The following is a 21,459-nucleotide window of genomic DNA, read 5'->3' as shown; positions in this document are numbered from 1 at the left end:
GCTTTTTAAATTACTTTTGAGTTGAAAGCCACTCTGCAACTGCTTTTGCTTCGTCGCCTTTGACAATACCACCAGGCATGCCACCTTGACCATTTTCAATAATGTCTAAAATCTCTTTTTCAGATTTCTTTGCACCGATATCTTTAATTGAAGGTGCATTCCCATTATTTAATTCATTCCCATGACAGCTAATACATTTCTGTTTTGCAATCTTTTCACCATCTACTTTTGTTGAATCACCTGATCCTGATTCACTTGAACCACAAGCACCTAAAAGTAATGCCGAACCAAGAATGGTTGCAAAAAATACTTTTTTCATGTCTTCCCCTCCAGTACAAGCTTCTTCATTCTAACTTATTATACAATAACAGGATTCATACATAGATTTCAATTATCACGAAAAAAGGAACTTTCTATTAAACTAATTGGAAGTTTGTTACCCATTGATTGGCTTTTTCCACAAATTCAAATAGTTCGTCTGTTTTTAGTTGAAGCTTATCTTCTAAACGTGTTACTTCTTCCCAATCTAAACGTTCTAGTGCAATTGCCATATCTAAAACAGGAGATAGGGCTGTTTCACTTCCTGAAATCGTTTCAACAATTTCATCTGACAAAGGTAACTGCGCCAAAATAATGTTCATTGGTTTTTCTAATAAAGCATCAATTAATGAGAACATACCCACTAAAAAATACTCTGAGTGATTACGATAACCAATTCTTTTCGCCATGAGCTCACATAATTTGGCACGACAAAGTGATGTCTTCATTAATTCTTCATACATATCCGCTTTAGGCTTTTTACTCCACTCACGATAAATTAAAATTTGCACCCATCTTTGCAAATCCGTTAATCCGAGTAGTAAAATTGCTTGTTTAATCGAACGGATTTTTCGTTTCGTTCGTTTAGAAGAATTATTAATGAGCTTTAATAATTTGAAAGAAAGCGCAACATCATGTTCAATATGATCAACTAGCCCATCAATATCTGGTTCTGCACTATTTAATAAAGCAATTACTTTATAATATTGCAGCATATTTGCTGGAATTTCATTACCTTTAATAATTTGAGGCTGTTTAAAATAGTACCCTTGAAACAACTTATACCCAATCGTTCTAGCTTCTAAATATTGTGCTCTCGTCTCTACTTTTTCTGCAAGCAATGTGATATGTGGATAATGTCTTAATACTTTCTCTTCAATTTCATGTCGTTCTACTTCTGTCGATAGCAGAAAATCCACTTTTATGTAATCAACATATTGAAAGAGCTGGTCATATAAACTCACATGATTTTGAAGAACAAAATCATCTAAAGCAATGCGAAACCCCCTATTATGAATCTCTTTGACACGCTCCACTAAATCAGCTGTGATTGGCACATCTTCTAATACTTCTACTACCACTTCTCGCGGTGATAAACTTTCAAAAATATCACTTTTTAATAATGTATCCGTAAAATTAATAAAGCATGGCTTACCACTCGCTAATTCATCAAAACCAATTGAAAAGAAGGAGTTTATAATGACCTCTACCGTTGCTAAGTCGGAGTCTACAGCCATATATTCATTCTGTTCTTGGCCATTTCTATATAAGAGCTCATAAGCAAATAATTTTTCATTTTCATCGAAAATCGGTTGTCTACCGATAAAAATCTCCATTTTCCTACTCCCTCACTATTTCGTCCATTTTATTATAGCAATATTTATGACTTTAGTCTTTATCTTCTATATAAAATATATAATTTTTGTACCATACATACAGTTATTCTAACCTAATAAATAGAAAATATTTCACATTTAATTATTTTTATGATAATATCATTTGGATTATTTGGTAAATATTATAAATTTATTCTATCATAAAAAAAGGGAAATCGGCTATTTTAGCGATTTCCCTTTCATTTTTATTTTATTTTAATATAACAATTAGTTACTTAGTCTCATTAAAGATAATTGACCATTCTGTTTTCTTATCTAACATCTCTTTCGCTAACTGTTTTGCGCCTTCTAAACTATGGCTTGCTGCCCAGCCACACTGAACTTCGTTACATGCTGGGACTTCTGTTGCGTCTACAACATCTTGTAATGTATTTTCTAAAATTGTTAATACTTCATCATAGTCTGTATGATTAATCATCGATAAATAAAAACCTGTTTGACATCCCATCGGACTTAAATCTACTACGTAATCTGTATGATTACGAATATTTTCAGCCATTAAATGTTCAATTGAGTGAAGTGCAGGCATCTCCATATGCTCTTTATTCGGTTGTTTAAAGCGAATATCGTATTTATATACCTCATCTCCGTGCTGCCCTTTTTTAATTCCTGCTAGGCGAACAAATGGTGCCTGTACTTTTGTATGATCTAAATTAAAACTTTCTACATTCATTTTTTCTGTCATCATAAAAACCCCTTTTAAATTCATTATTAAGAATATTCTAACATATATTTATTTAAAAAAAGACCTTTGCTATTTTTTAAGCAAAAGTCTTTTTATTTTACGATGTAGTTGATTTTCTCGATTTGATAAAGCCAACGAATGCTGGAATAACCGAAAGGAAAATAATCACAATTAATACGGTAGAGAAATTCTCTTTTACAATTGGGATATTACCAAAGAAATAACCAAGTAATGTACAGCTTCCCACCCATAACGCCGCGCCTACGATGTTATACATTAAGAAGTAGCTATACTTCATTCGACTTGCACCTGCAACGAATGGAATAAATGTACGAATAAAGGGCATAAATCGTGCGATGACGATTGTTTTACCGCCGTGCTTATTAAAGAACGCCTCTGCTTTATTCATCTTTTCTTGATTAATCATTTTCCCCATAAGTGTACCTGGACGAATCGTTGTCCCTACTTTTTTACCGATTTCATAATTTAATGAATCACCAATTACAGCAGCAAAGAAGAACACAAGAAGCAATGTTGGTAAGCTTAATGAACCAATTGCGGCAAATGTTCCTGCTGCGAATAACAACGAGTCCCCTGGTAAGAATGGAAAAATAACAAGACCTGTCTCAACAAAAACGATTGCGAATAAAATACCGTATGTCCAGTTGCCAAAGTCTCGAATGATTTCTACAAGATGTTGATCGATGTGTACAATAAAACTAATAATATATTCAATCATGCTAATCATCTTTTTTCATCCACAATCCTTTTCTATGATTTCTTTGTCTATCATACCTTTTTGTATATAAACTGTCATGTGAAATTGAACGTCACCATCATGGAAAAGTTGCTATTTTAAAGAAATTTACAATTTCTTAACAAACCAATTTTGAATGGCTTCTAATCGTTGTAAACGCAAATTCGGTAAACCAGTTCGTGATAAATCATGATTCGCCTGTTCAAAACGAATAAACTCTACCTCTTTCCCCATTGACTTCATTGTTGCATACAGCTGTTCTGCTTGTTCAATCGGACAACGATCATCTAATTCTCCATGTAGAATCATCAGTGGTGTTGTACTATTTTTGACATATTTTAATGGCGAATGCTCCCAAAGTTTGTCTACATCATGCATATCCCCTTCAATTTGCCATGGTGTGAAATAGTAACCGATATCGGATACGCCAAAGAAGCTCACCCAATTTGAAATAGAACGTTGCGTCAATGCAGCTTTAAATCGGTCTGTATGTCCAATAATCCAGTTCGTCATAAATCCACCATAACTACCACCTGTTACACCTAGACGACTTGAATCAACCCATGCGTATTCTGATGTTGCTAAATCCACTGCTGCCATTAAATCTCGGTAATCACCGCCACCATAGTCACCACGACAACCATTTACGAACTCTTGGCTATAACCATGACTACCACGAGGATTCATGTATAGGACACCATAACCTTCTGCAGCGAGTAACTGCATTTCATGCATGAATGTATTCGCATACATCATATGTGGACCACCATGAATCGCTAACATCAATGGATATTTCTGTCCTTCTTGGTATTGAGCTGGTTTCATCAACCATCCCCATACAAGTTGTCCCTCATTCTCCACTTGAATAATTTCTGGCTTAACTAGATGATGTGTTTGTTCATAGTTTTCATTGAATTGTGTAAGTTGATGACGTTCGCCTGTTGTAACTTCATGTAAATAAAGGTTACTAACGGTTGTCGGTGACGAACAAGTAATCAATGCATATTGTCCATCCTTTGTGATGTCATACCCGTAAATATGTTCTTCTTCAGGTGTAGCAGGATAGATTGCCCCACTCAATGTTGCGTAGTACAGGCGTACATCGCCCATTGATGACATTTGGAAGTAGAGATCATTTCCTTCCGTCCAAACAACAGAAGGTGCTTGAACACTCTGTTGTACATCGCCAATTGCATAGTCTCCAACAGGTAAGTCCATCATCGCGGTTAATGACCAAGCGGATTGCTGTGTTACATCGTATACATACACTTCATTATGTGTGGCATTACGATAGGGTTCGTTTGGCGACACCTCAAAAGCAATGTAAGCTCCGTCATGTGAGTACGTTGCTCCAACTAACGAACCATCCATATCAAAGATTTTTTCCATTGTTTTTTCTTCTATTGAATATTGTAAGAGTTGCATCGAAAAATCGTCATCTTTTGCTGTAGACCAATTCGTTAATAATACTGTCTGACCATCAGGCGAAACATGCTGTACACTATAATTCGTTTCGTCTTTTATAAGCGGTGTTATTTCCCCAGTTGTCACATCCAACTTTGCAAAAGCAGCATATTGTTTCGTATTGAGTAAACCTACACCATTCAATTTATAGCGCATGCGATCGACATGATAGGCTTCTGGTTTTTTCTTCTCTTTCTTTTCTTCTAAAAAACCTTGCTCTATTTTTGCTGTAAAATAAATTGTCGCATTATCTATATGCCATTGATAGGAAGTAATGTGACGTAACTCCTTTACAACTGCTCGCGCTTCTCCGCCATCAATCGGTAAAATATATAAAGTTGCCTCTTTCTCCCTTGTTGAAATAAAGGAAACCATCTTGCTATTTGGAGACCATTGAACCGAAGAAATACGTTCTTTTCCAAAAGTAAGCTGTTGTATCTGTCGTGTTTGTAAATTTAATTGATACAAATAGTTATAGTACGTATTTTCTTTTTCGTCTATTACTGTTTTCAGAAAAACAGCCTGTAACTGATTTGGTGCGATAATAGGTGTCGCAACTGATACCAATTCAAATAAATCTTCTTTTTCTACATATTTTTTCATCTAATTCACACTCCTCTACTACCATTATAAACCTGTTATAGAAAATCTCACAAATCTAATTAATACACATTATTTCTCGTTATACTTTAAAAGTAAATCAAAAATACATAAATTTTCTATCTTGCCTATTTCTTCATATCGGTGTACACTTTTTAAGTATTATAAATGCTTGAAATCACTTGTATTTTCTGAATTTTTAAGAGATATAATCTATTTATATCATGCGAATTGGAAAACATTATGCTATCATGTTATGGAAACACAAAAAATGCACTAAGGGGAGTTGTTTTTTATGAGTAATAAGCAACCAGAACTCAAGCGAGGTCTCGAATCAAGACATATTGCATTGATGTCGCTCGGCGCTGCCATCGGAGTAGGTTTATTCCTAGGTTCAGCTGGCGCTATCAAAATTGCGGGTCCAGCAGTCTTACTGACATACGCAATGGGCGGTCTTGTTATTTTCTTTGTTATGCGTGCTTTAGGTGAAATTGCAGTTGAAATTCCTGTAGCAGGATCATTCAGTCGTTATGCACAACAGTTTTTAGGACCACTAGCTGGATTTATTACGGGGTGGAATTATTGGTTCTTATGGATTGTAACGTGTATGGCAGAAATTACAGCAGTCGGTATTTATATGACATTATGGTTCCCAGATTCACCAAAATGGGCTTGGGCACTTGCAGCACTTGTTGCGATGACATTAGTCAACTTAATTGCCGCAAAAGTATTTGGTGAATTCGAATTCTGGTTCGCCTTTATTAAAGTATTTGCGATTATCGCGATGATTGTAATTGGTTTAGCCGTTATTCTATTTGGAATTGGCAACGGTGGTGTTGCAACCGGTTTCTCTAATTTATGGTCACATGGTGGATTCATGCCAAATGGATTCTCAGGCGTAATCGGCGCATTACCAATTGTTATGTTCGCATATCTAGGGGTGGAGATGATTGGCGTAACAGCTGGTGAAGCAAATAATCCAAAAAAGACATTACCAAAAGCAATTAATACGGTATTATGGCGTGTGTTAATTTTCTACATAGGTGCATTAACCGTTATTCTATCAATCTATCCTTGGAGTGATATGGACGGTCAAAGTAGTCCATTCGTTATGATGTTTGACCAAGTAGGTATTCGCTATGCTGCTGGTATTATTAATTTTGTCGTATTAACAGCTGCTTTATCAAGCTGTAACAGTGGTATTTTCAGTACAGGTCGTATGTTATTCAACCTAGCTGGTCAAAAACAAGCACCGAAAATTTTCCACAATGTTGGAAAAACAGGTGTACCAACTGTCGCAATTCTATTCTCAGCTATTGTTTTATTAATCGGTGTTGTCTTAAACTACTTCGTAGATGAAAAAGTATTTATCTATTTAACAAGTGTGTCGACATTTGGTGCCATTTGGACATGGCTCATTATATTATTTGCGCAAATTAAATTCCGTAAAACACTGACAGGCGATCAAGTAAATAAGCTGTCATTTAAAAATATTTTTTATCCATTAGGTTCTTACTTTGCAATCGCTTTCTTATTCATGGTTGTTGTGCTTATGTATTTCAACGTGGATACACGTATTGCACTCATCGTAGGTCCTATCTGGATTGCCTTACTCATTTTCTTCTACTTTGTTGTTTACAAAAAGCAAAAGAATCAAGGCGATTCATTCTAAATTTCAATACGAAACAGGCTGAAGCATATATGCTCCAGCCTGTTTTTTATTTTGAATCCGTATTTTTTTGTTCAGTCTGTTCATTGTATTTTTGTTCTTGTTGCACTTTTTCACGCGTTTGTGAAATTGGATTACGCCCATCCATATCGGGTCTTGTACCTGAAGTCGCCTCATCAAATGGTGCATATATGTGATCTGCTTTATTGTGTCGGAATAAATATCTGAAAATCACATAAATCACAAGAATAACGAGTATTAGACTAATCGCTCCCCAAACAATTGTTGCAATCATCTCAGTTCCTCCTCTGCTAATTGTCTTTTCAATACCTTACCTGTAGAATTCTTTGGTAATTGCTCGACAATTCGTATTTCTGTAGGACACTTATACTCTACTAAATGCCCTTCACAATACATTTTCAAACGTTCTGGATGAATTTCTTCTTTCAACGTAATATATGCACATACCTTTTCACCGTATTCTACATCTTTTAATCCAACAACAGCTGCTTCTAATACCGCTTCGTGTTGATATAAAACTTCCTCAACTTCTCGTGGATAAACATTATATCCACCTACAATGATTAAATCTTTTTTACGGTCAACAATAAATACATAACCCTCTTCGTCCATATAGGCTAAATCACCTGTGTATAGCCAGCCATCTTTTAAGACATTAGCGGTTTCTTCAGACATTTTATAATAACCTTTCATCACATTCTTACCACGTACTGTTAATTCACCAATCTTCATACGCGGCACTTCAAGTCCTTGTTCATCTACAATGCGATTTTCTACATGAACGATACTCTGCCCGATTGAACCCACTTTTTGTTTACCTAAAGGATTAAAACATGTAACGGGAGACGCTTCGGATAAGCCATACCCTTCTGAAATACGAAGCTGGAATCGTTCTTCAAATTGTTCAATTACTGCCTTTGGTAAAGATGAACCGCCTGAAATAGCTAAACGAATTGAACCGAGTGGCTTTTCATAACTAGATTCTGTATGTAGTAAAAAATTATACATAGTAGGAACGCCCGCCATAACAGTGGCTCCTTGTTCATTTGCTGCTTCGAAAATTCGAACAGGGCTAAAATGTGATTGAAGAAGTAGTGTTGCACCTTGTAAAAGTGGTGCATTGACAGCTACGGTCAATGCAAAAACGTGAAATACAGGTAATACTGTAATCATACGATCATCATGATAAATACCTAGAAATTCTGCTACATCTCGAGCATTTTCAAATAGATTTTCATGCGTTAACATAGCTCCTTTGGGATGACCTGTCGTACCTGATGTATATAAAATAACAGCCACATCTGCCATAGAATGTATATGAATATCTTGTAAACAGTTGTTTATAGAGGATAATTCAACTATTTCCACAGAACATACTATTGCCTCTAATGCTTGATATTGTTGTGTGACCAGTACAGTCTTTGCATCACTTTGTTCTAGAATGTATTGAATTTCGTGTTTAGTGTAATTTGGATTAATTGGAATGGCTGTTGCCCCCATTGCCCAAATTGCATAGAGTGAAAAAATAAAGGTTGGCTCATTGCCTATCATAATCGCAATATGGTCCCTTGCTTTGTACCCTTTCTCCTTTAAATCTCGTTGAATTCCTTCGATTACACGACTCATTTCTTCGTATGTATAAGATTCACGTTCTGCTTGAATCGCTAATTTAGTTGGATTTTTTCGCACATTTTCAATAAAGCTGTTCAAAAGACTCATATCATCACACTCCTATTACGTTACATTGTATGTTAATTTTTTGCATTTCACAATGTTAAGAAAAAAACAGATTGGGACAAAACAGTTCATCTTCTTTTTTAGCGTTCGCAACAAAAAACTGGAACCGCACCATAGCGCGATTCCAGTTCTTCTTATGCTCATGTGGGGTCATGTTTTTACACTTATCCCCCAATTTATTTTTAAATTAAATATTTATTTTTAAATGCGCTAAATAACGCCAGCGAATGAGATAAAAATAGAGCAATTGTAAGAGTGATACGCCAATCATCACTAAAATAATCTCCCTCATAATTGATAAATCTGCAATACCTCGCCAAAATACTTGTAAAGAGATGAAAGCAAATAAGCTATTCACCATCGCAATCGCCCATGGTAAAAAGAACTGTGGAATGAGTTGTCGATTAACGAGTTTACGAATTTCTTTTTTCGTTACACCCATTCGATACAATGTTTCATATTGTTTTTTCTCTTGTTCTAGATTCGTATAAAGTTTGAAGTAAATAAAACTTCCCGCAGCTAGGAAAAAGACTGCTGCAGCTAATAAACCAATGAATAATAACAGTGCGAATGTCGAACGAATAAACGAATAATCTAAACCTGTATTTTCAAAATAAAAAGGTAATGATGCTTCAGTTCCCATCGCATAAGCAGTATTAATCATCATTTCTAGGTCATGCCCTACATATTTAGTATCTTGCCATTTTGGGACATTAAAAATATAAATATGACTTGAAGACTGTGTACCATTCATGCCTGTCATAGGTGCATAAATACGTTTAAAATCTTCATCACTGACAATAATTTGATTCGTCCCTAACTTATCTGCTGGGAATACAATTTTCGGATAGGCAGAATCAATATGTAGTTTCACATTTGATTCTTGTAGCGTTGTATAAACATTTTCTTTTGATAGCATTTTTAATGACTCTTCCGAATACGCTAAGAAAAGTGCCTGTCCTTTTTCTAGTGAGACAAGTGGATAACCTAACGAAACAGCTAAATTATTCAAATCTTTTTCGCTAATAATCTTAACAGGTGCATACGTTTTAGAAGAAGTCTGCCTTTTTACGACGACACGATCTAATCGATAACTTAATCCCTCTTCTTGTAGTTCATGTTGAAGGTTCGTAATATGACGATGTTCATACGGGTTGTCTGCTGAACTTGTATATACGAGACTGAGTGGATTCAGTTGATGATATTTATGCGAAAATGTTGATAGTGAACTCAATGTGCCAATCGCTAAAAAAGCGAGCGTTGATACCATCGACGAAATGAAGAACATGCGTGCATTCTCTTTTAACATGGCTGCTACTTCTGAAACAGATAGTAAACGATATTTACGCCAGTAAACATGTTTATTTTTCCGAATGAGCTTTAAAAAGACTTGTACTGTATCTGTAAAGAATAAATACGTACCGAGTGTCACGATTGGTGGTAATAATCCTGCTAATGTCACTAAGTTACTCTTCGTCGCATTGGCAGCTAAAACGTACCCTACAACCAGTAATACCATACCAAAGATTGCACGCGCCCATGAGAATGTGACATCTTCTGGTTTTCGCTGTGTTCCTTTAATTAGTTGAATGACATGATCGTCTTTAATCGTAAAAATACTCACATAGGAGATGACGATAAATAGTGTCATAAACGTACCAATCGTAAGTGCAAAAGGCTTCCATGAAAAATAAAGTGCAAGCGATTTAATCTCTAAAATTTCACGTACAACCATGAAAAAGAACTTTGAAAAAACAAAGCCAAATAGAATACCTAAAATGACTGAAGTCATACCAATAATTAGAATTTCTAAAAGAACTAAACGATTTAACTGTTTTTTTTCCATTCCTAATTGCATTAAAATACCGAATTCTTTTGAACGCGCTTCTAAAAAGGCACGTACAGAATAGAATAAAAAGAACAGCATAAATAACACTAAAATAATTTCCGCAATAAACATCCCACGAAATGCAATCTCTGTTACAAATTCATTCTCAACACGCGGATGATACATGAGCATGGAATAAATGAAAAATACCATGACCGATGAAATACTTGCCATAAAAAAGGCCGCATATACACGGCTATTTCGAATGACATTACGGAAGGCGAACTGACGTAAAGTCACCAACATTCCCCCCTAGTAAGCTCAAGACATTCAAAATCCCTTGGAAGAATGTTTGTCGCTGATTGTCTTTATAAATTTCATTGAAAAACTCCCCGTCTTTAATGAACAGTACGCGGTCACAATAACTTGCTGCAATCGGGTCATGTGTTACCATAACAATTGTGGCGTTTTCTCGTTGATTAATGCGTCCTAATAACTCTAGTACATCCTTTGTTGATTTAGAATCTAAATTCCCTGTTGGTTCATCAGCTAAAATCAGCGTAGGACGGTGAATTAATGCACGACCAATGGCTGTCTTTTGTGCCTGACCACCTGAAATTTCGTTCGGTCTTTTTTCTAAAATTTTCGTTAAGTCCAGTTCTTGTGCTAATACATCAATACGACGCTGCATCTCCTCTACATTCATACCATCAAGTGTTAGAGGTAGCACCATATTTTCTTCGACATTGAGCATGGGAAGTAAGTTGAAATCTTGAAATATAAAGCCGAGTTCTTTTCTTCTAAAGTAAGCAAGCTCTGTTTTATTTAAGTCATGTGGATTCACACCGTCTAATTCAATCACGCCAGAAGTCGGACGATCAATCGTGGAGATAAGATTGAGAAGTGTCGTCTTGCCACTACCAGATGGTCCCATAATCGCTAGAAACTCACCCTTCTCTACTTCAAAGCTAAATTGATTCAAAGCACGATGCGTCACTTTACCTTCGTATACTTTCGTCACATCTTCAATTTTCAATAAAGCCATTTTCATCCCTCATTCTAAGCGTATTTAAAACAAACGGTAATTGTTGTTCCTTCTCCGACCGTTGATTCAATCGTCAATTTATGTCCTAATTTTGTGCAGATTTCCTGTGCTAAATAAAGCCCCATTCCTGTCGATTCTCCCGTTTTACGACCATTCTCTCCTGTAAAGAAAGCTTTCGTAACACGTTTTAAGTCCATCGCTGGAATACCAATTCCTTCATCCCGAATTTGAAGTGCAATTCCTTCTTCATGTTGAATCGCTGAAATATATACTTTTTTGCCATCTTCAAACGTATATTTCACCGCATTCGTTAAAAACTGTCCTATCATGAACTTGAGCCATTTTGGATCAGTTGGTACTTCAATATCATCTGATACATCAATACTTGGAAAGACATGATTCGAGATAAAAAGGCGTTTGTGTTGATTGACGACTTCTGTCACGATTTGTTTCAAATGTGTTTGCTCAATTTTTAAATCTTCTTCAAATGTATCCAATCGTGCATTCATTAATACCATTTCTAAACCATGTTTTAGGCGTTCCATCTCTTCACGTGTACTTTTTTTATCGAGTGGTTCATCTTCTTGCAACATCAATTCCATCACTGCAATTGGTGTTTTCATCTGGTGTACCCATTGATTCATAAACTGAAGATGACGATTTTGTTTTGCATATAATTCTTGCGCTTCTAGCTGATAAATACGATATAACTCATGCATGTACTCCTCGACTTGTACTTCTTCTGCTGTTTTCGCATTTTTTTGAAGCGCATCATCCATCGTCGTTGGTAAATGCACAATTTTTTTATAGAATGCTTGGCGCATCATATAACGTAAAGCTAAAAAAGTCAGCGTAAACACAATCGTTACGATGATGGAGTAAATAGCTGTACTCGTATTACGAAAGCCATCTAACCAATAAAGTAGCAGAATAAATGCTACAAGAAACAATTCGAACACGAAGAAAATAGCGTGGTCACGAATGAAAAGCTTAAGTGCTGCCATGCTACGCCTCCTCCTCATGCAATAAGAAACGATAACCTGCTCCTCGTACAGTTTCGATAGTTGACTGTACGTCATAATCCGCTAACTTTTTTCGAACGCGCGTCATATTTACATTTAGCGTATTTTCATCAACGAAAGCTTGGTCGTCCCATAATTCTTCTAATAAGCGTTCACGAGAGACAACTTTTGGTGCTTCACTCATAAGTAACTCTAAAATGACACATTCTTTTTTCTGCAAAGGAATCATCTCATCCTTCACTTGTAATTCCATACGTTCTAAAAATAATTGTAATTGCCCTTGTTGTACGGTTCTCTCCTCTTGTTTTGAAGCATATTCACCATACGTTCTTCTTAAATGACTTTTAATTTTTGCAAGTACGATTTCATAGTGAAATGGTTTCGTAATAAAATCATCGCCGCCATTTTCAAGTGCAAAAATTTGATCCATTTCGCCCGAACGAGCAGATATATAAATGATGGGTACTGTTGTGAATTGTCGTAATTGGCGACACCAATAGTAACCATCATAAGAAGGTAAGTTGATGTCTAACAAAACAAGATGAGGAGAGAAGGCCTTAAATTCCTCTACAATCTGGTCAAAGGCCTGTACAGTTTGGACTTCATAATGGTATTTTCGCAATGTATCCGCAAGCATAGAAGCAATTTTCAAATCATCTTCTACAATTAAAATACGATGCTTGTCCATTTTGTCCCCTCCTTCTCTATTAATACATTAATTGTACAAATTCTTCTTCTGTCACGCCACCAAAGTAAGTTGGTAAATCAAATGGTTGAAGTGCCTCTCGTATAGCGCTCGCTTCATATCGAACGCCTTTTAAAGCTTGTTCTAAATCTACCATATCACCAACACCGAAGAAATCGCCAAAGATTTGAATATCTTCAATCATACCTTTTTTCACTTCAATGTGTAAGTCGATAAAGCCCGATGCAAACTTCTTCGAACGCTGTGTATTGAATTTCGGTGACTTCCCGTAATTCCACTCCCACTTTTGATAGCGTTCTTCTGAAATTTTATGAATCGCTTTCCAATCTTCTTCTGTTAGTTCATAGTAACGAATTTGATCTTCTCCACCAAAAATAGCCTGTAAAATTTCTAAACGGAAATCTTCGATTGTAACCGTTTGGTCATCTAATAAATCAATAATATTCGTAACGCGTGAACGAACCGATTTAATACCTTTTGACTCCATTTTTTCTTTTTTAGGGCGTAAAGCGCGTACAACTTCTTCAATGTTTGCATTGAACATCAGTGTACCATGACTGAACATACGACCATTTGTTGAAAACATCGCATTCCCTGAGAATTTCTTTCCTTCTGCTAAAATATCATTTCGCCCTGATAATTCTGCTTTTACACCCATGTGATTTAGCGCGTCTACTACAGGTTGCGTGAACTTCTTAAAATTTTGGAAATTGTCTCCTTCATCTTTTGTTAAAAAGCTAAAGTTTAAATTACCTAAATCATGATATACAGCACCCCCACCTGAAAGACGACGAACGACGATAATATCATTTTCTTCGACATAGTCCGTATTGATTTCTTCGATTGTATTTTGGTTACGACCAATAATAATCGACGGTTGATTTATGTAAAACAGTAGTAAGCCCTCTTCTACATCTAAATTTGTCAGTGCATACTCCTCAATTGCTAAATTTATACGTGGGTCTGTAATCCCTTTATTATCAATGAATAACATAGATTCGTTAGCTCCTTTTTTAAGTTCTCACATCTATTTTACTTTATTTTTTATGTTTTGTATTGACTTTTCAATCTGTATTATAATACAATGTTAAATAACAAATCAGTAATATAACAGATTGCTTAGGAGGCGAATTCAAATGTTAGAAAACGTTGTAGAATTTTTCAAGAACCTGCCGGACAAACACTGTGCCAAATGTGGAGAGAAAATCGAAGAACAAAGTGAGTGCTACTCAAACACTTGCCATCATTGTGAATCACTGTAATCAATACTGTTATGTGCTGAGCTAGAAATTCCCCAAAATATTTCTAGTTCAATCATTACCGTTCATATTCTATACTGAACCATAGAATATGAACCTATATAAAGTCGCTTAATTTTATGGAGTAAATCCAAAAACGCTTAGAGATTCTGAACCAATCTCTAAGCGTTTTTTCATATGTAAAAAGCGCTTCTACCTTCTATATAAAGGCAGAAACGCTTTTATTTTTATGCTTGTGTTTCTTCAGTTGGTGTACCTGAATAGCGTTTTTTAAATAGTAATTGGAAGTAACCGAATGTTACAAGTAAACATACGACGATAATTGAACCTAGTACGGCGATGTTTTTCCAATAGAAGTCAAAGTCACCTGTTGAAATGGCTGCTTTGAACGCTTGGATTGTATAGGTCATCGGCATGAATTTATTCAATGCTTGTAGCGGTTCAGGAATTAATTCAAGTGGGAATGTACCAGCACTTGATGTTAATTGCATAACCATTAGAACAAGTACGATGTAACGACCGACATCATTGAATAGTGTTACAAACATTTGAATGATTGCCATGAACGTATAACTTGCGACTAGTGCAAGTAAGAACACAGCACCTAAGTTTTGAACTTCAATACCTAAGAATAACTTCACAAGACTTACAACAATGACAGATTGTAATAAACCAACTACAGCTAATACACTTGTCTTACTTAAGAACCAAGATGTTCCGTTCGTTGGACGAATAGCTGGGTGAACAATTGAGAAGATGACTGTTACAACAATACCACCTACAAGTAATCCCATTGAGATAAAGTATGGTGCAAAACCTGTACCATAGTTTTCAACATGGTTGATTGCTTTTTTATCCACTTCTACTGGGTTACTTACCATGTTGTATGTTTTATTTGTTGCATGGATATCTGCTACATCTGATGAAGCATCACCTAGTTTTGTTTGTAATGTTTTCGCGCCATTTTGAAGATCTTGTGTACCATCAGCTAGTTGACCTGAACCGTCTTCTAGTTTTAGTGTACCGCTCAATAATGACGTTGTTCCATTTGATAATTTACCTAGACCTGCTACTAAACTTGTCGAACCTGTTTGTAATTGTCCCATACCATCTGTTAATTTAAATGCTCCGTTTGATAGTTCACCTAAACCAGATACAAGACTATTAGAACCTGTTTGTAATTTTGATAGACCATTATTTAGAGATGAGATTCCTGTATTTAATGAACCTGCACCTTCGTCTAATTTTTTAGCACCTGCAACCGAGCTACCCCAATTCTGTTCAAGCTTCTCTGTACCAGCTGCTAGTTCCGTTGTACCTGGTTTTAATTTATTTTTCACTTGATCACTTGCTGTAGCTGCGCCTTCTGCTACTTGTGCTGCACCAGATTTCAACTTACTTAAATCGCCAGCTTCAGGCACTTGTACTTTTGATACTTCTGAATTTAATACTGCTGTATTAGAGCTTAAACTTGCTGCTCCGTCACTTGTAGCTTTTGCACCTGCGCTCACTTGTTTCGCTGTTGCAAGTAAAACGGCCTTCTGTTCTTCTGGGATTTCTAAAGCCGCAATTTGTTGTTCAAGTGCTGCTGTTCCATCTGCTACATTTTTTGTACCTGCTGCTACTTTTGCTGCACCATCATTAATACCGGATACACCATTTTGTAGTTTTGATACAGTTTGTGGTAAGGCTCCTAAACCATCCACAAGCGCTGTCACACCATCTGATACAGATTGTGAACCGTTCGCTAACACACCTAAACCTTTTTGTAGAGAACCTACACCATCATTGACTGCTTGTGCACCGTTATTCAATGCTTGGATATTCGATGTGTTATTTTCTAAACCAGATACAAGCGTTGCTGTTCCATCTTTTAATTGCTGTGAACCACTTTGTAATTGTGTTGAACCATCTGAAGCCGAGCTAATTCCATTATTTAATTGGCTTGCTCCGTCTTTCGCTGATAATGCACCATCACCTAACTGTGTTGCACCTTTTGCAGCAGAAGCAATTCCTGTACTTAACTGTCCTGCACCATCTTTTGCTGATAATGCCCCGTCGTTTAACTGGCTTGCTCCATCTTCGGCACTAACAATCCCGTCTTTCAGTTCATTCGCACCATCTTTTAATTTTCCGGCACCATTTTTTAATTTTTTAGCGCCGTCTGAGCCTTCTTGGAATCCATCGCCCAATTTAGCAATGTTTTTAAAAAGTTGCTCAGCATATGTTTTTGATACTTCTTCATTTACCTCTGTACGAATCGTTTCAATTGCACTCTTACCGATTTGACTTCCTAAGAAGTTAATTCCTTCATTCGGTGTATATTTAATTTTTAGTTTTTCAGGTTTATCTTCTAATAAAGTACCTGCATTTTTACTAAAATCTTTTGGAATGCGAATCGTCATATAATATGTACGATCTTCCATTCCTTTTTCAGCCTCTTTTTCAGAAACTACTTTAAAGTTCAAATTTTTCTTATCGAGTAATTCATCTGTCAATTCATCGCCTAATTTTAATTTCTTCCCATCAACTGTTGCACCGCGATCCTGATTCACAACTGCAACTGGTAGCCGATCTAAATGACCATATGGATCCCAAAAAGACCATAGGAACATACCAGCGTAAATGATTGGAACAAATAAAATTGCTACTAATGAAATGAGCATCATTTTATTTTTGAATATTTTCGTCCACTCTGCTTTAATCAATTCCGTTTTCCTCCTAAATACTTAATGACTAAAAACCTCATACAGTCATTCCATTGTTTAAAAAGACTCTATGGTGTTAAACCACCAAAGAGTGTATTTTTAAATAAATCTACAATTGTATGTTCATCAAGTTCTTCGTCATGTGTTTCTGGCCATTCTACAACAAAAGATAAATAAACTTTAAAAACTAAGTATGCAACATGCTCAGGATTACATGGTTTGATTTCTTTTTTATCAATGGCAATTTGAATCTTACTTGAAATATACGTTAAGATTTCGTTTTCGATTTTTTTTAGGACATTTTCTACTTGTGGTGTGCGAAGTGCATGACCTTCTTCTACAAGCTTCGCATAAAGTTTATGTACATCCCTAAATTGTAAGAGCTTCATTAAAATTTGATGTGTATTTTCTAAAAAACTAACATTTGGATTAATAATACGCTCTGCTTCGTTTTTCATTTCTTCAATCATACCCATCACAATCTCTTGAAACAGTACGTCTTTATTTTCGAAAAATGTATAGATAGTTCCCTTCCCAACATTCGCCATACGCGCCACTTGATCCATCGTTGTAGCTTTATAGCCGAATAATGTGAAAGACTTATTTGCCGCGACCAATATTTCATGTCGACGATCCATTTCCTCACACCCCTTATAATAAGTAAAAATGACCAGAAACCGATTTCGGTCATCTAGTCATTTATTTTATACCTACATAACGAATTTAGCAAGCACTAAATATATTCTTTTTCTTATCTTCTATTGTACTTCAATTTTTTGTTTTGGCATAATGTGCAGACCATGTGCTTCTGTATGTGCATAGACATAATATACGCCTTTTTTCTTTACTGTAGCCTGCGCAGTATAGTGACCTTCTCCTATATGTTTCGCATCAATCATACGACTATCTTTTCGCTCACCATCTCGCCAAATTTCAAATCGTACAAAACTTGCATCTTCCACAGGCTTTTTGTCTTGTGTCACTTCAACTTCTAACGGAATCTCTTTTTTCTTAAATTCATCTGGGTTGATAAATTGAACCTGTACTGCCGCAATCGTCTGGTCTGCTTCTACTGGATCTTCTTCTATTGAACAACCCGAAAGAAGAAGGAGAAAGAATGCAGCCAACATCATTCGAATTTTCATTCTTCCATCTCCTCCATTAATGGTAGGAATATGCGTATAGTCGTCCCTTCATTCAAAACACTCTCAATTTGAACACGTCCACCATGTGCTGTTACTAACTGTTGAACAATTGATAAACCGAGACCACTTCCTCCATCTGCACGACTTCTCGCCTTATTCACACGATAGAAACGTTCCATAATATGTGGTAAATCTTGTTCTGGAATACCAATTCCATGATCTTCAACTTCAATACACGCTTGATTCTCTACTTCATAACTTCGTACATAAATAGATGTTCCTTCATTTGAATAGCGAATCGCATTTTCAAGTAAATTAATCAAGATTTGTTTCATGCGCAGTTCATCTGCATTCACAATCACATGATCGTCTAGATTCGTATGAATCGTAATATCAGCTTGTTTCGCACGTCCCTCAAGCATATGCACTACTTCTCGAATCGTTTCAGATAATGGTAGTGGATACAGCTGCAATGTTTCCTTTTGTTCAGTCGTACGTGATAACTGTAGTAGTTCATTCGTCAACTTTTCCATACGTCCTGCTTCTCGAACAATTAATGCTAGTTGGTCGTTACGCTCTTGTTCAGATGTATTACTTGTAAGTAATGTCTCACCATACCCTTTAATATAGCTAATCGGTGTACGCAATTCGTGTGACACATTCTCTAAAAATTGGCGCTGTCTCTGATCTTCTTCTTCAATTGCTTGTGCCATCTCATTGAAAGTTTGTGCTAATTGTCCAATTTCATCTTTTGATGTACTCATGACACGCGTTTGATAATGCCCCTGCGCCATTTCTTTTGCTGCATATTGAAGCGATTGTAGTGGCTTCATAATAACACGTATTCCTTTGAATATAATGAAACTAATCAAAATTAAAAAGACAATTGCGGAACAAATTAAAAAAACAACTTCTTTTGAAGCAAGTTCTGTAATTTTTTCCAGTGGGAAATAGAGATATAAAATCCCTTCTAGCCTTTTTTCATCTACAAGCGGAATCACAACAGAAATCACTTGACGATCAAATCGCTTTTCATATCCTTGCTTCGTAATGATATTCCCTTTTAACAATTCATGTCGTTCGTCTGGTCCAATTAACGTATCATAATCAATATCAAATGGGACACAGGCACTCAATTCACGTGGATTTCGTACAGCAAATACATTGACATTCGCATATGTATTATAACTGTCTACATTGTCGATTAATTCGTCTGTTACTTTACCACCTGTATACATCTTTGAAAGCTTTTCACCGATTTCGATCATGGAGTTTTCTGCATCTTTTACATACAATCTTTCGTATAAAAAATTAGTTAAACCATACATAAATAGAACCGTCACTGCTACTGTGGCTAATACAAACACCCAAATCTTCGTGGAGATTTTTTTCATCGTTGTTCCTCAAAGCGATAGCCAATACCCCAAACTGTTTGAATCAGACGACTATATTCTTTTCCAAGCTTTAAGCGCAATGTTTTAATATGTGTATCGACTGTTCGTGTACCACCATCATAATCAAGCGACCAAATTTTCTCGAGTAATTGTTCGCGTGTATAAACAATATTCGGTTGTTTCATAAATAAATGTAGTAAATCGAATTCTTTTAGTGTAAGTGGAATTTCTCTACCTTCCACTGTCACACGTCTCGCAATTTCATCTAGGCAAATATTACCGCGCTGAATAATTTGTGTATGTGTTACATCTTGTTGTGGTTGGTAGCGACGTAAAACTGCTTGAATACGTGCGATTAACTCGGAAGCAGTGAAGGGCTTTACCATATAATCATCTCCACCTAATCGTAGTCCACGCACTTTATCGGCATTTGCATCTTTCGCTGTTAAAAAGATAATTGGGATATCTGAGTTCTTACGTATTTTCTGACACACTTCAAAACCATCTTCATCTGGCATCATGACATCTAATAAGATGAGGTCAATGGGTTGACGGTCTAAAATATCATATGCCTCTTGTCCGCCACTGGCTTGGTAGGTTTGAATATGTTCTTGGTGAAGCATAATCGAAATCAGATGACGCATTTCCTTTTCATCATCTACAATTAATACGTTCATTTGACATTCTCCCTTACTAAAAGTTGAAATGGTGCTTGCCCTACTTTTGTTTTTTTCACGATATGATGGTCTTTCACCCAATAAAGTGTTTGATCGTCATACCCTGCAACGACAATTTGATTTTGAAAAGCTTCGACTGCAAATGGATTTGAGCCAATCTCTTGTTCCCAACTAATTTGTTGTTGCTCATTCAGTTCATAGAGCATACTTTCACCATGACTGAGTACAAATTCACGTTCATCTAACTTTGCAAAAGCGATTGGCATAATTGGTAAATCCATCTTTCCAACAACTTTTGAAGTCTTTGGATTGATTTTTAATACATGTGTATTTGGTTTTTCACCTGCTCCATGTCCACCTAACCAGAGTTCACCATCAACAAAGTCTAATCCATGTGACGACTTTGGAATTGGTATTTTCTTTTCTAATTTTTTCGTCGTTGTATTGAATACAGAAATAAACGTATCTTTAAAATTCACCACGTATAAATGACCGTCTTCCACTAACATCGCCATTGGATACTTCCCTGTTTTCATTGTCTGAATACGTTCACCCTTTTGATTATAGGCAGTTACTTCGTTTAAGCCACTATTCGCTATATAAAAAGTTTTGTTTGCATCATCATAGTAAGCATTCGTAGCACCTTTTGATACATCAATTTTCTTTTGAATCTCACCCGTATCAAGATTCACTAAATCAGCTTGTTCTAATTGATTACCATATAAAAGAATTGCATGTTCACCAACCAATGTAGCTCCAGTATATGCTTCTTTTAAATCCCATGTTTCGATTTTTTCACCATTAGGCCGAATAAAATCAATAGATGGTTCACCAATATTCACTGAAGCGATAAAGGGTTCATCTTTTGAAATTCCTTTGTAATCTGTTCGATTGCAGGCTGTTAGTACAGCAAGCAACAATAATAATGACAGTATACCTACTTTTTTCATAACAACCCTCCTGTCCCTTATTTTATATGGAATATGTGAAAAAACAATGAAATGTACTTCATATTTTCAATCGTTCG

Annotated in this window: 20 protein-coding genes; 2 read left to right on the top strand and 18 right to left on the bottom strand. The window is 36.0% G+C overall.

The window, feature by feature from the left end; translation table 11 throughout:
- Positions 1–10: 10 nt before the first annotated feature.
- From cccB to ASO14_RS02840, 5 genes are all read right to left on the bottom strand, one after another.
- Complete coding sequence (gene cccB, locus ASO14_RS02860; protein WP_068451163.1) at positions 11–319, bottom strand: cytochrome c551; 309 nt, start codon at positions 317–319, stop codon at positions 11–13.
- Positions 320–416: 97 nt separating this feature from the next.
- Positions 417–1,655: an EAL and HDOD domain-containing protein gene (locus tag ASO14_RS02855; RefSeq protein WP_068451161.1), complete on the bottom strand. Its 1,239-nt coding sequence runs from the start codon at positions 1,653–1,655 to the stop codon at positions 417–419.
- Positions 1,656–1,926: 271 nt separating this feature from the next.
- Positions 1,927–2,400 carry an S-ribosylhomocysteine lyase gene (locus tag ASO14_RS02850; RefSeq protein WP_068451158.1) on the bottom strand — a complete coding sequence of 158 codons (474 nt, stop codon included), beginning with the start codon at positions 2,398–2,400 and terminating at the stop codon, positions 1,927–1,929.
- A gap of 97 nt (positions 2,401–2,497) precedes the next feature.
- On the bottom strand, positions 2,498–3,145 hold the full coding sequence (locus tag ASO14_RS02845; protein WP_231726991.1) for a VTT domain-containing protein: 648 nt from the start codon (positions 3,143–3,145) through the stop codon (positions 2,498–2,500).
- Positions 3,146–3,265: 120 nt separating this feature from the next.
- Positions 3,266–5,224 carry a S9 family peptidase gene (locus tag ASO14_RS02840; protein ID WP_068451155.1) on the bottom strand — a complete coding sequence of 653 codons (1,959 nt, stop codon included), beginning with the start codon at positions 5,222–5,224 and terminating at the stop codon, positions 3,266–3,268.
- A 292-nt stretch (positions 5,225–5,516) separates the two neighbouring features.
- Here ASO14_RS02840 and ASO14_RS02835 point away from each other — a divergent pair, with 292 nt between their 5' ends.
- Positions 5,517–6,893: an amino acid permease gene (locus tag ASO14_RS02835; protein WP_068451153.1), complete on the top strand. Its 1,377-nt coding sequence runs from the start codon at positions 5,517–5,519 to the stop codon at positions 6,891–6,893.
- Positions 6,894–6,939: 46 nt separating this feature from the next.
- Here the strand turns inward: ASO14_RS02835 and ASO14_RS02830 are convergent, their stop codons facing one another.
- From ASO14_RS02830 to ASO14_RS02800, 7 genes are all read right to left on the bottom strand, one after another.
- Entirely contained in the window at positions 6,940–7,185 is a 246-nt protein-coding gene (locus ASO14_RS02830) for a hypothetical protein (protein ID WP_068451151.1), read from the bottom strand.
- Entirely contained in the window at positions 7,182–8,630 is a 1,449-nt protein-coding gene (locus ASO14_RS02825; RefSeq protein ID WP_068451149.1) for an AMP-binding protein, read from the bottom strand. The genes ASO14_RS02830 and ASO14_RS02825 overlap by 4 nt, the downstream gene beginning before the upstream one ends.
- Positions 8,631–8,835: 205 nt before the next feature.
- Positions 8,836–10,776: an FtsX-like permease family protein gene (locus tag ASO14_RS02820; protein WP_068451147.1), complete on the bottom strand. Its 1,941-nt coding sequence runs from the start codon at positions 10,774–10,776 to the stop codon at positions 8,836–8,838.
- Positions 10,748–11,521: an ABC transporter ATP-binding protein gene (locus tag ASO14_RS02815; RefSeq protein WP_068451145.1), complete on the bottom strand. Its 774-nt coding sequence runs from the start codon at positions 11,519–11,521 to the stop codon at positions 10,748–10,750. The genes ASO14_RS02820 and ASO14_RS02815 overlap by 29 nt, the downstream gene beginning before the upstream one ends.
- 14 nt (positions 11,522–11,535) lie before the next feature.
- The gene (locus ASO14_RS02810) at positions 11,536–12,525 is read right to left on the bottom strand and encodes a sensor histidine kinase (protein WP_068451143.1); all 990 of its coding nucleotides are present in this window, start codon (positions 12,523–12,525) and stop codon (positions 11,536–11,538) included.
- A 1-nt stretch (position 12,526) separates the two neighbouring features.
- Positions 12,527–13,231, bottom strand: a complete 705-nt coding sequence (locus tag ASO14_RS02805) for a response regulator transcription factor (RefSeq protein ID WP_068451140.1) — start codon at positions 13,229–13,231, stop codon at positions 12,527–12,529.
- A gap of 19 nt (positions 13,232–13,250) precedes the next feature.
- Entirely contained in the window at positions 13,251–14,243 is a 993-nt protein-coding gene (locus tag ASO14_RS02800; protein WP_068451137.1) for a lipoate--protein ligase, read from the bottom strand.
- A 142-nt stretch (positions 14,244–14,385) separates the two neighbouring features.
- Here ASO14_RS02800 and yhfH point away from each other — a divergent pair, with 142 nt between their 5' ends.
- Complete coding sequence (gene yhfH, locus ASO14_RS14835; RefSeq protein WP_082701353.1) at positions 14,386–14,511, top strand: protein YhfH; 126 nt, start codon at positions 14,386–14,388, stop codon at positions 14,509–14,511.
- 224 nt (positions 14,512–14,735) lie between these two features.
- Here the strand turns inward: yhfH and ASO14_RS02795 are convergent, their stop codons facing one another.
- From ASO14_RS02795 to ASO14_RS02770, 6 genes are all read right to left on the bottom strand, one after another.
- The gene (locus ASO14_RS02795) at positions 14,736–17,216 is read right to left on the bottom strand and encodes a YhgE/Pip family protein (RefSeq protein WP_068451134.1); all 2,481 of its coding nucleotides are present in this window, start codon (positions 17,214–17,216) and stop codon (positions 14,736–14,738) included.
- A 68-nt stretch (positions 17,217–17,284) separates the two neighbouring features.
- On the bottom strand, positions 17,285–17,854 hold the full coding sequence (locus ASO14_RS02790) for a TetR/AcrR family transcriptional regulator (protein ID WP_068451132.1): 570 nt from the start codon (positions 17,852–17,854) through the stop codon (positions 17,285–17,287).
- A 120-nt stretch (positions 17,855–17,974) separates the two neighbouring features.
- On the bottom strand, positions 17,975–18,361 hold the full coding sequence (locus ASO14_RS02785; RefSeq protein ID WP_068451129.1) for a FixH family protein: 387 nt from the start codon (positions 18,359–18,361) through the stop codon (positions 17,975–17,977).
- Positions 18,358–19,755: a sensor histidine kinase gene (locus ASO14_RS02780; protein ID WP_068451126.1), complete on the bottom strand. Its 1,398-nt coding sequence runs from the start codon at positions 19,753–19,755 to the stop codon at positions 18,358–18,360. Before ASO14_RS02780 ends, ASO14_RS02785 begins: the two co-directional genes overlap by 4 nt.
- The gene (locus ASO14_RS02775; protein WP_068451123.1) at positions 19,752–20,432 is read right to left on the bottom strand and encodes a response regulator transcription factor; all 681 of its coding nucleotides are present in this window, start codon (positions 20,430–20,432) and stop codon (positions 19,752–19,754) included. The genes ASO14_RS02780 and ASO14_RS02775 overlap by 4 nt, the downstream gene beginning before the upstream one ends.
- A complete protein-coding gene (locus ASO14_RS02770; protein WP_068451121.1) occupies positions 20,429–21,382 on the bottom strand; it encodes a YncE family protein in 954 nt (317 codons plus the stop codon). Before ASO14_RS02770 ends, ASO14_RS02775 begins: the two co-directional genes overlap by 4 nt.
- Positions 21,383–21,459 lie beyond the last annotated feature (77 nt).

The organism is Kurthia sp. 11kri321 (assembly GCF_001534765.1).
Taxonomy (GTDB): Bacteria; Bacillota; Bacilli; order Bacillales_A; family Planococcaceae; genus Kurthia; species Kurthia gibsonii.
This window is presented reverse-complemented; position numbering and strand designations above follow the sequence as displayed.

Bases quoted from the DNA above. Each gene is read 5' to 3' on its own strand.
- cccB (WP_068451163.1), bottom strand. From the start codon at position 319: ATGAAAAAAGTATTTTTTGCAACCATTCTTGGTTCGGCATTACTTTTA.
- ASO14_RS02855 (WP_068451161.1), bottom strand. From the start codon at position 1,655: ATGGAGATTTTTATCGGTAGACAACCGATTTTCGATGAAAATGAAAAA.
- ASO14_RS02850 (WP_068451158.1), bottom strand. From the start codon at position 2,400: ATGACAGAAAAAATGAATGTAGAAAGTTTTAATTTAGATCATACAAAA.
- ASO14_RS02840 (WP_068451155.1), bottom strand. From the start codon at position 5,224: ATGAAAAAATATGTAGAAAAAGAAGATTTATTTGAATTGGTATCAGTT.
- ASO14_RS02835 (WP_068451153.1), top strand. From the start codon at position 5,517: ATGAGTAATAAGCAACCAGAACTCAAGCGAGGTCTCGAATCAAGACAT.
- ASO14_RS02830 (WP_068451151.1), bottom strand. From the start codon at position 7,185: ATGATTGCAACAATTGTTTGGGGAGCGATTAGTCTAATACTCGTTATT.
- ASO14_RS02825 (WP_068451149.1), bottom strand. From the start codon at position 8,630: ATGAGTCTTTTGAACAGCTTTATTGAAAATGTGCGAAAAAATCCAACT.
- ASO14_RS02815 (WP_068451145.1), bottom strand. From the start codon at position 11,521: ATGGCTTTATTGAAAATTGAAGATGTGACGAAAGTATACGAAGGTAAA.
- ASO14_RS02810 (WP_068451143.1), bottom strand. From the start codon at position 12,525: ATGGCAGCACTTAAGCTTTTCATTCGTGACCACGCTATTTTCTTCGTG.
- ASO14_RS02805 (WP_068451140.1), bottom strand. From the start codon at position 13,231: ATGGACAAGCATCGTATTTTAATTGTAGAAGATGATTTGAAAATTGCT.
- ASO14_RS02800 (WP_068451137.1), bottom strand. From the start codon at position 14,243: ATGTTATTCATTGATAATAAAGGGATTACAGACCCACGTATAAATTTA.
- yhfH (WP_082701353.1), top strand. From the start codon at position 14,386: ATGTTAGAAAACGTTGTAGAATTTTTCAAGAACCTGCCGGACAAACAC.
- ASO14_RS02790 (WP_068451132.1), bottom strand. From the start codon at position 17,854: ATGGATCGTCGACATGAAATATTGGTCGCGGCAAATAAGTCTTTCACA.
- ASO14_RS02785 (WP_068451129.1), bottom strand. From the start codon at position 18,361: ATGAAAATTCGAATGATGTTGGCTGCATTCTTTCTCCTTCTTCTTTCG.
- ASO14_RS02780 (WP_068451126.1), bottom strand. From the start codon at position 19,755: ATGAAAAAAATCTCCACGAAGATTTGGGTGTTTGTATTAGCCACAGTA.
- ASO14_RS02775 (WP_068451123.1), bottom strand. From the start codon at position 20,432: ATGAACGTATTAATTGTAGATGATGAAAAGGAAATGCGTCATCTGATT.
- ASO14_RS02770 (WP_068451121.1), bottom strand. From the start codon at position 21,382: ATGAAAAAAGTAGGTATACTGTCATTATTATTGTTGCTTGCTGTACTA.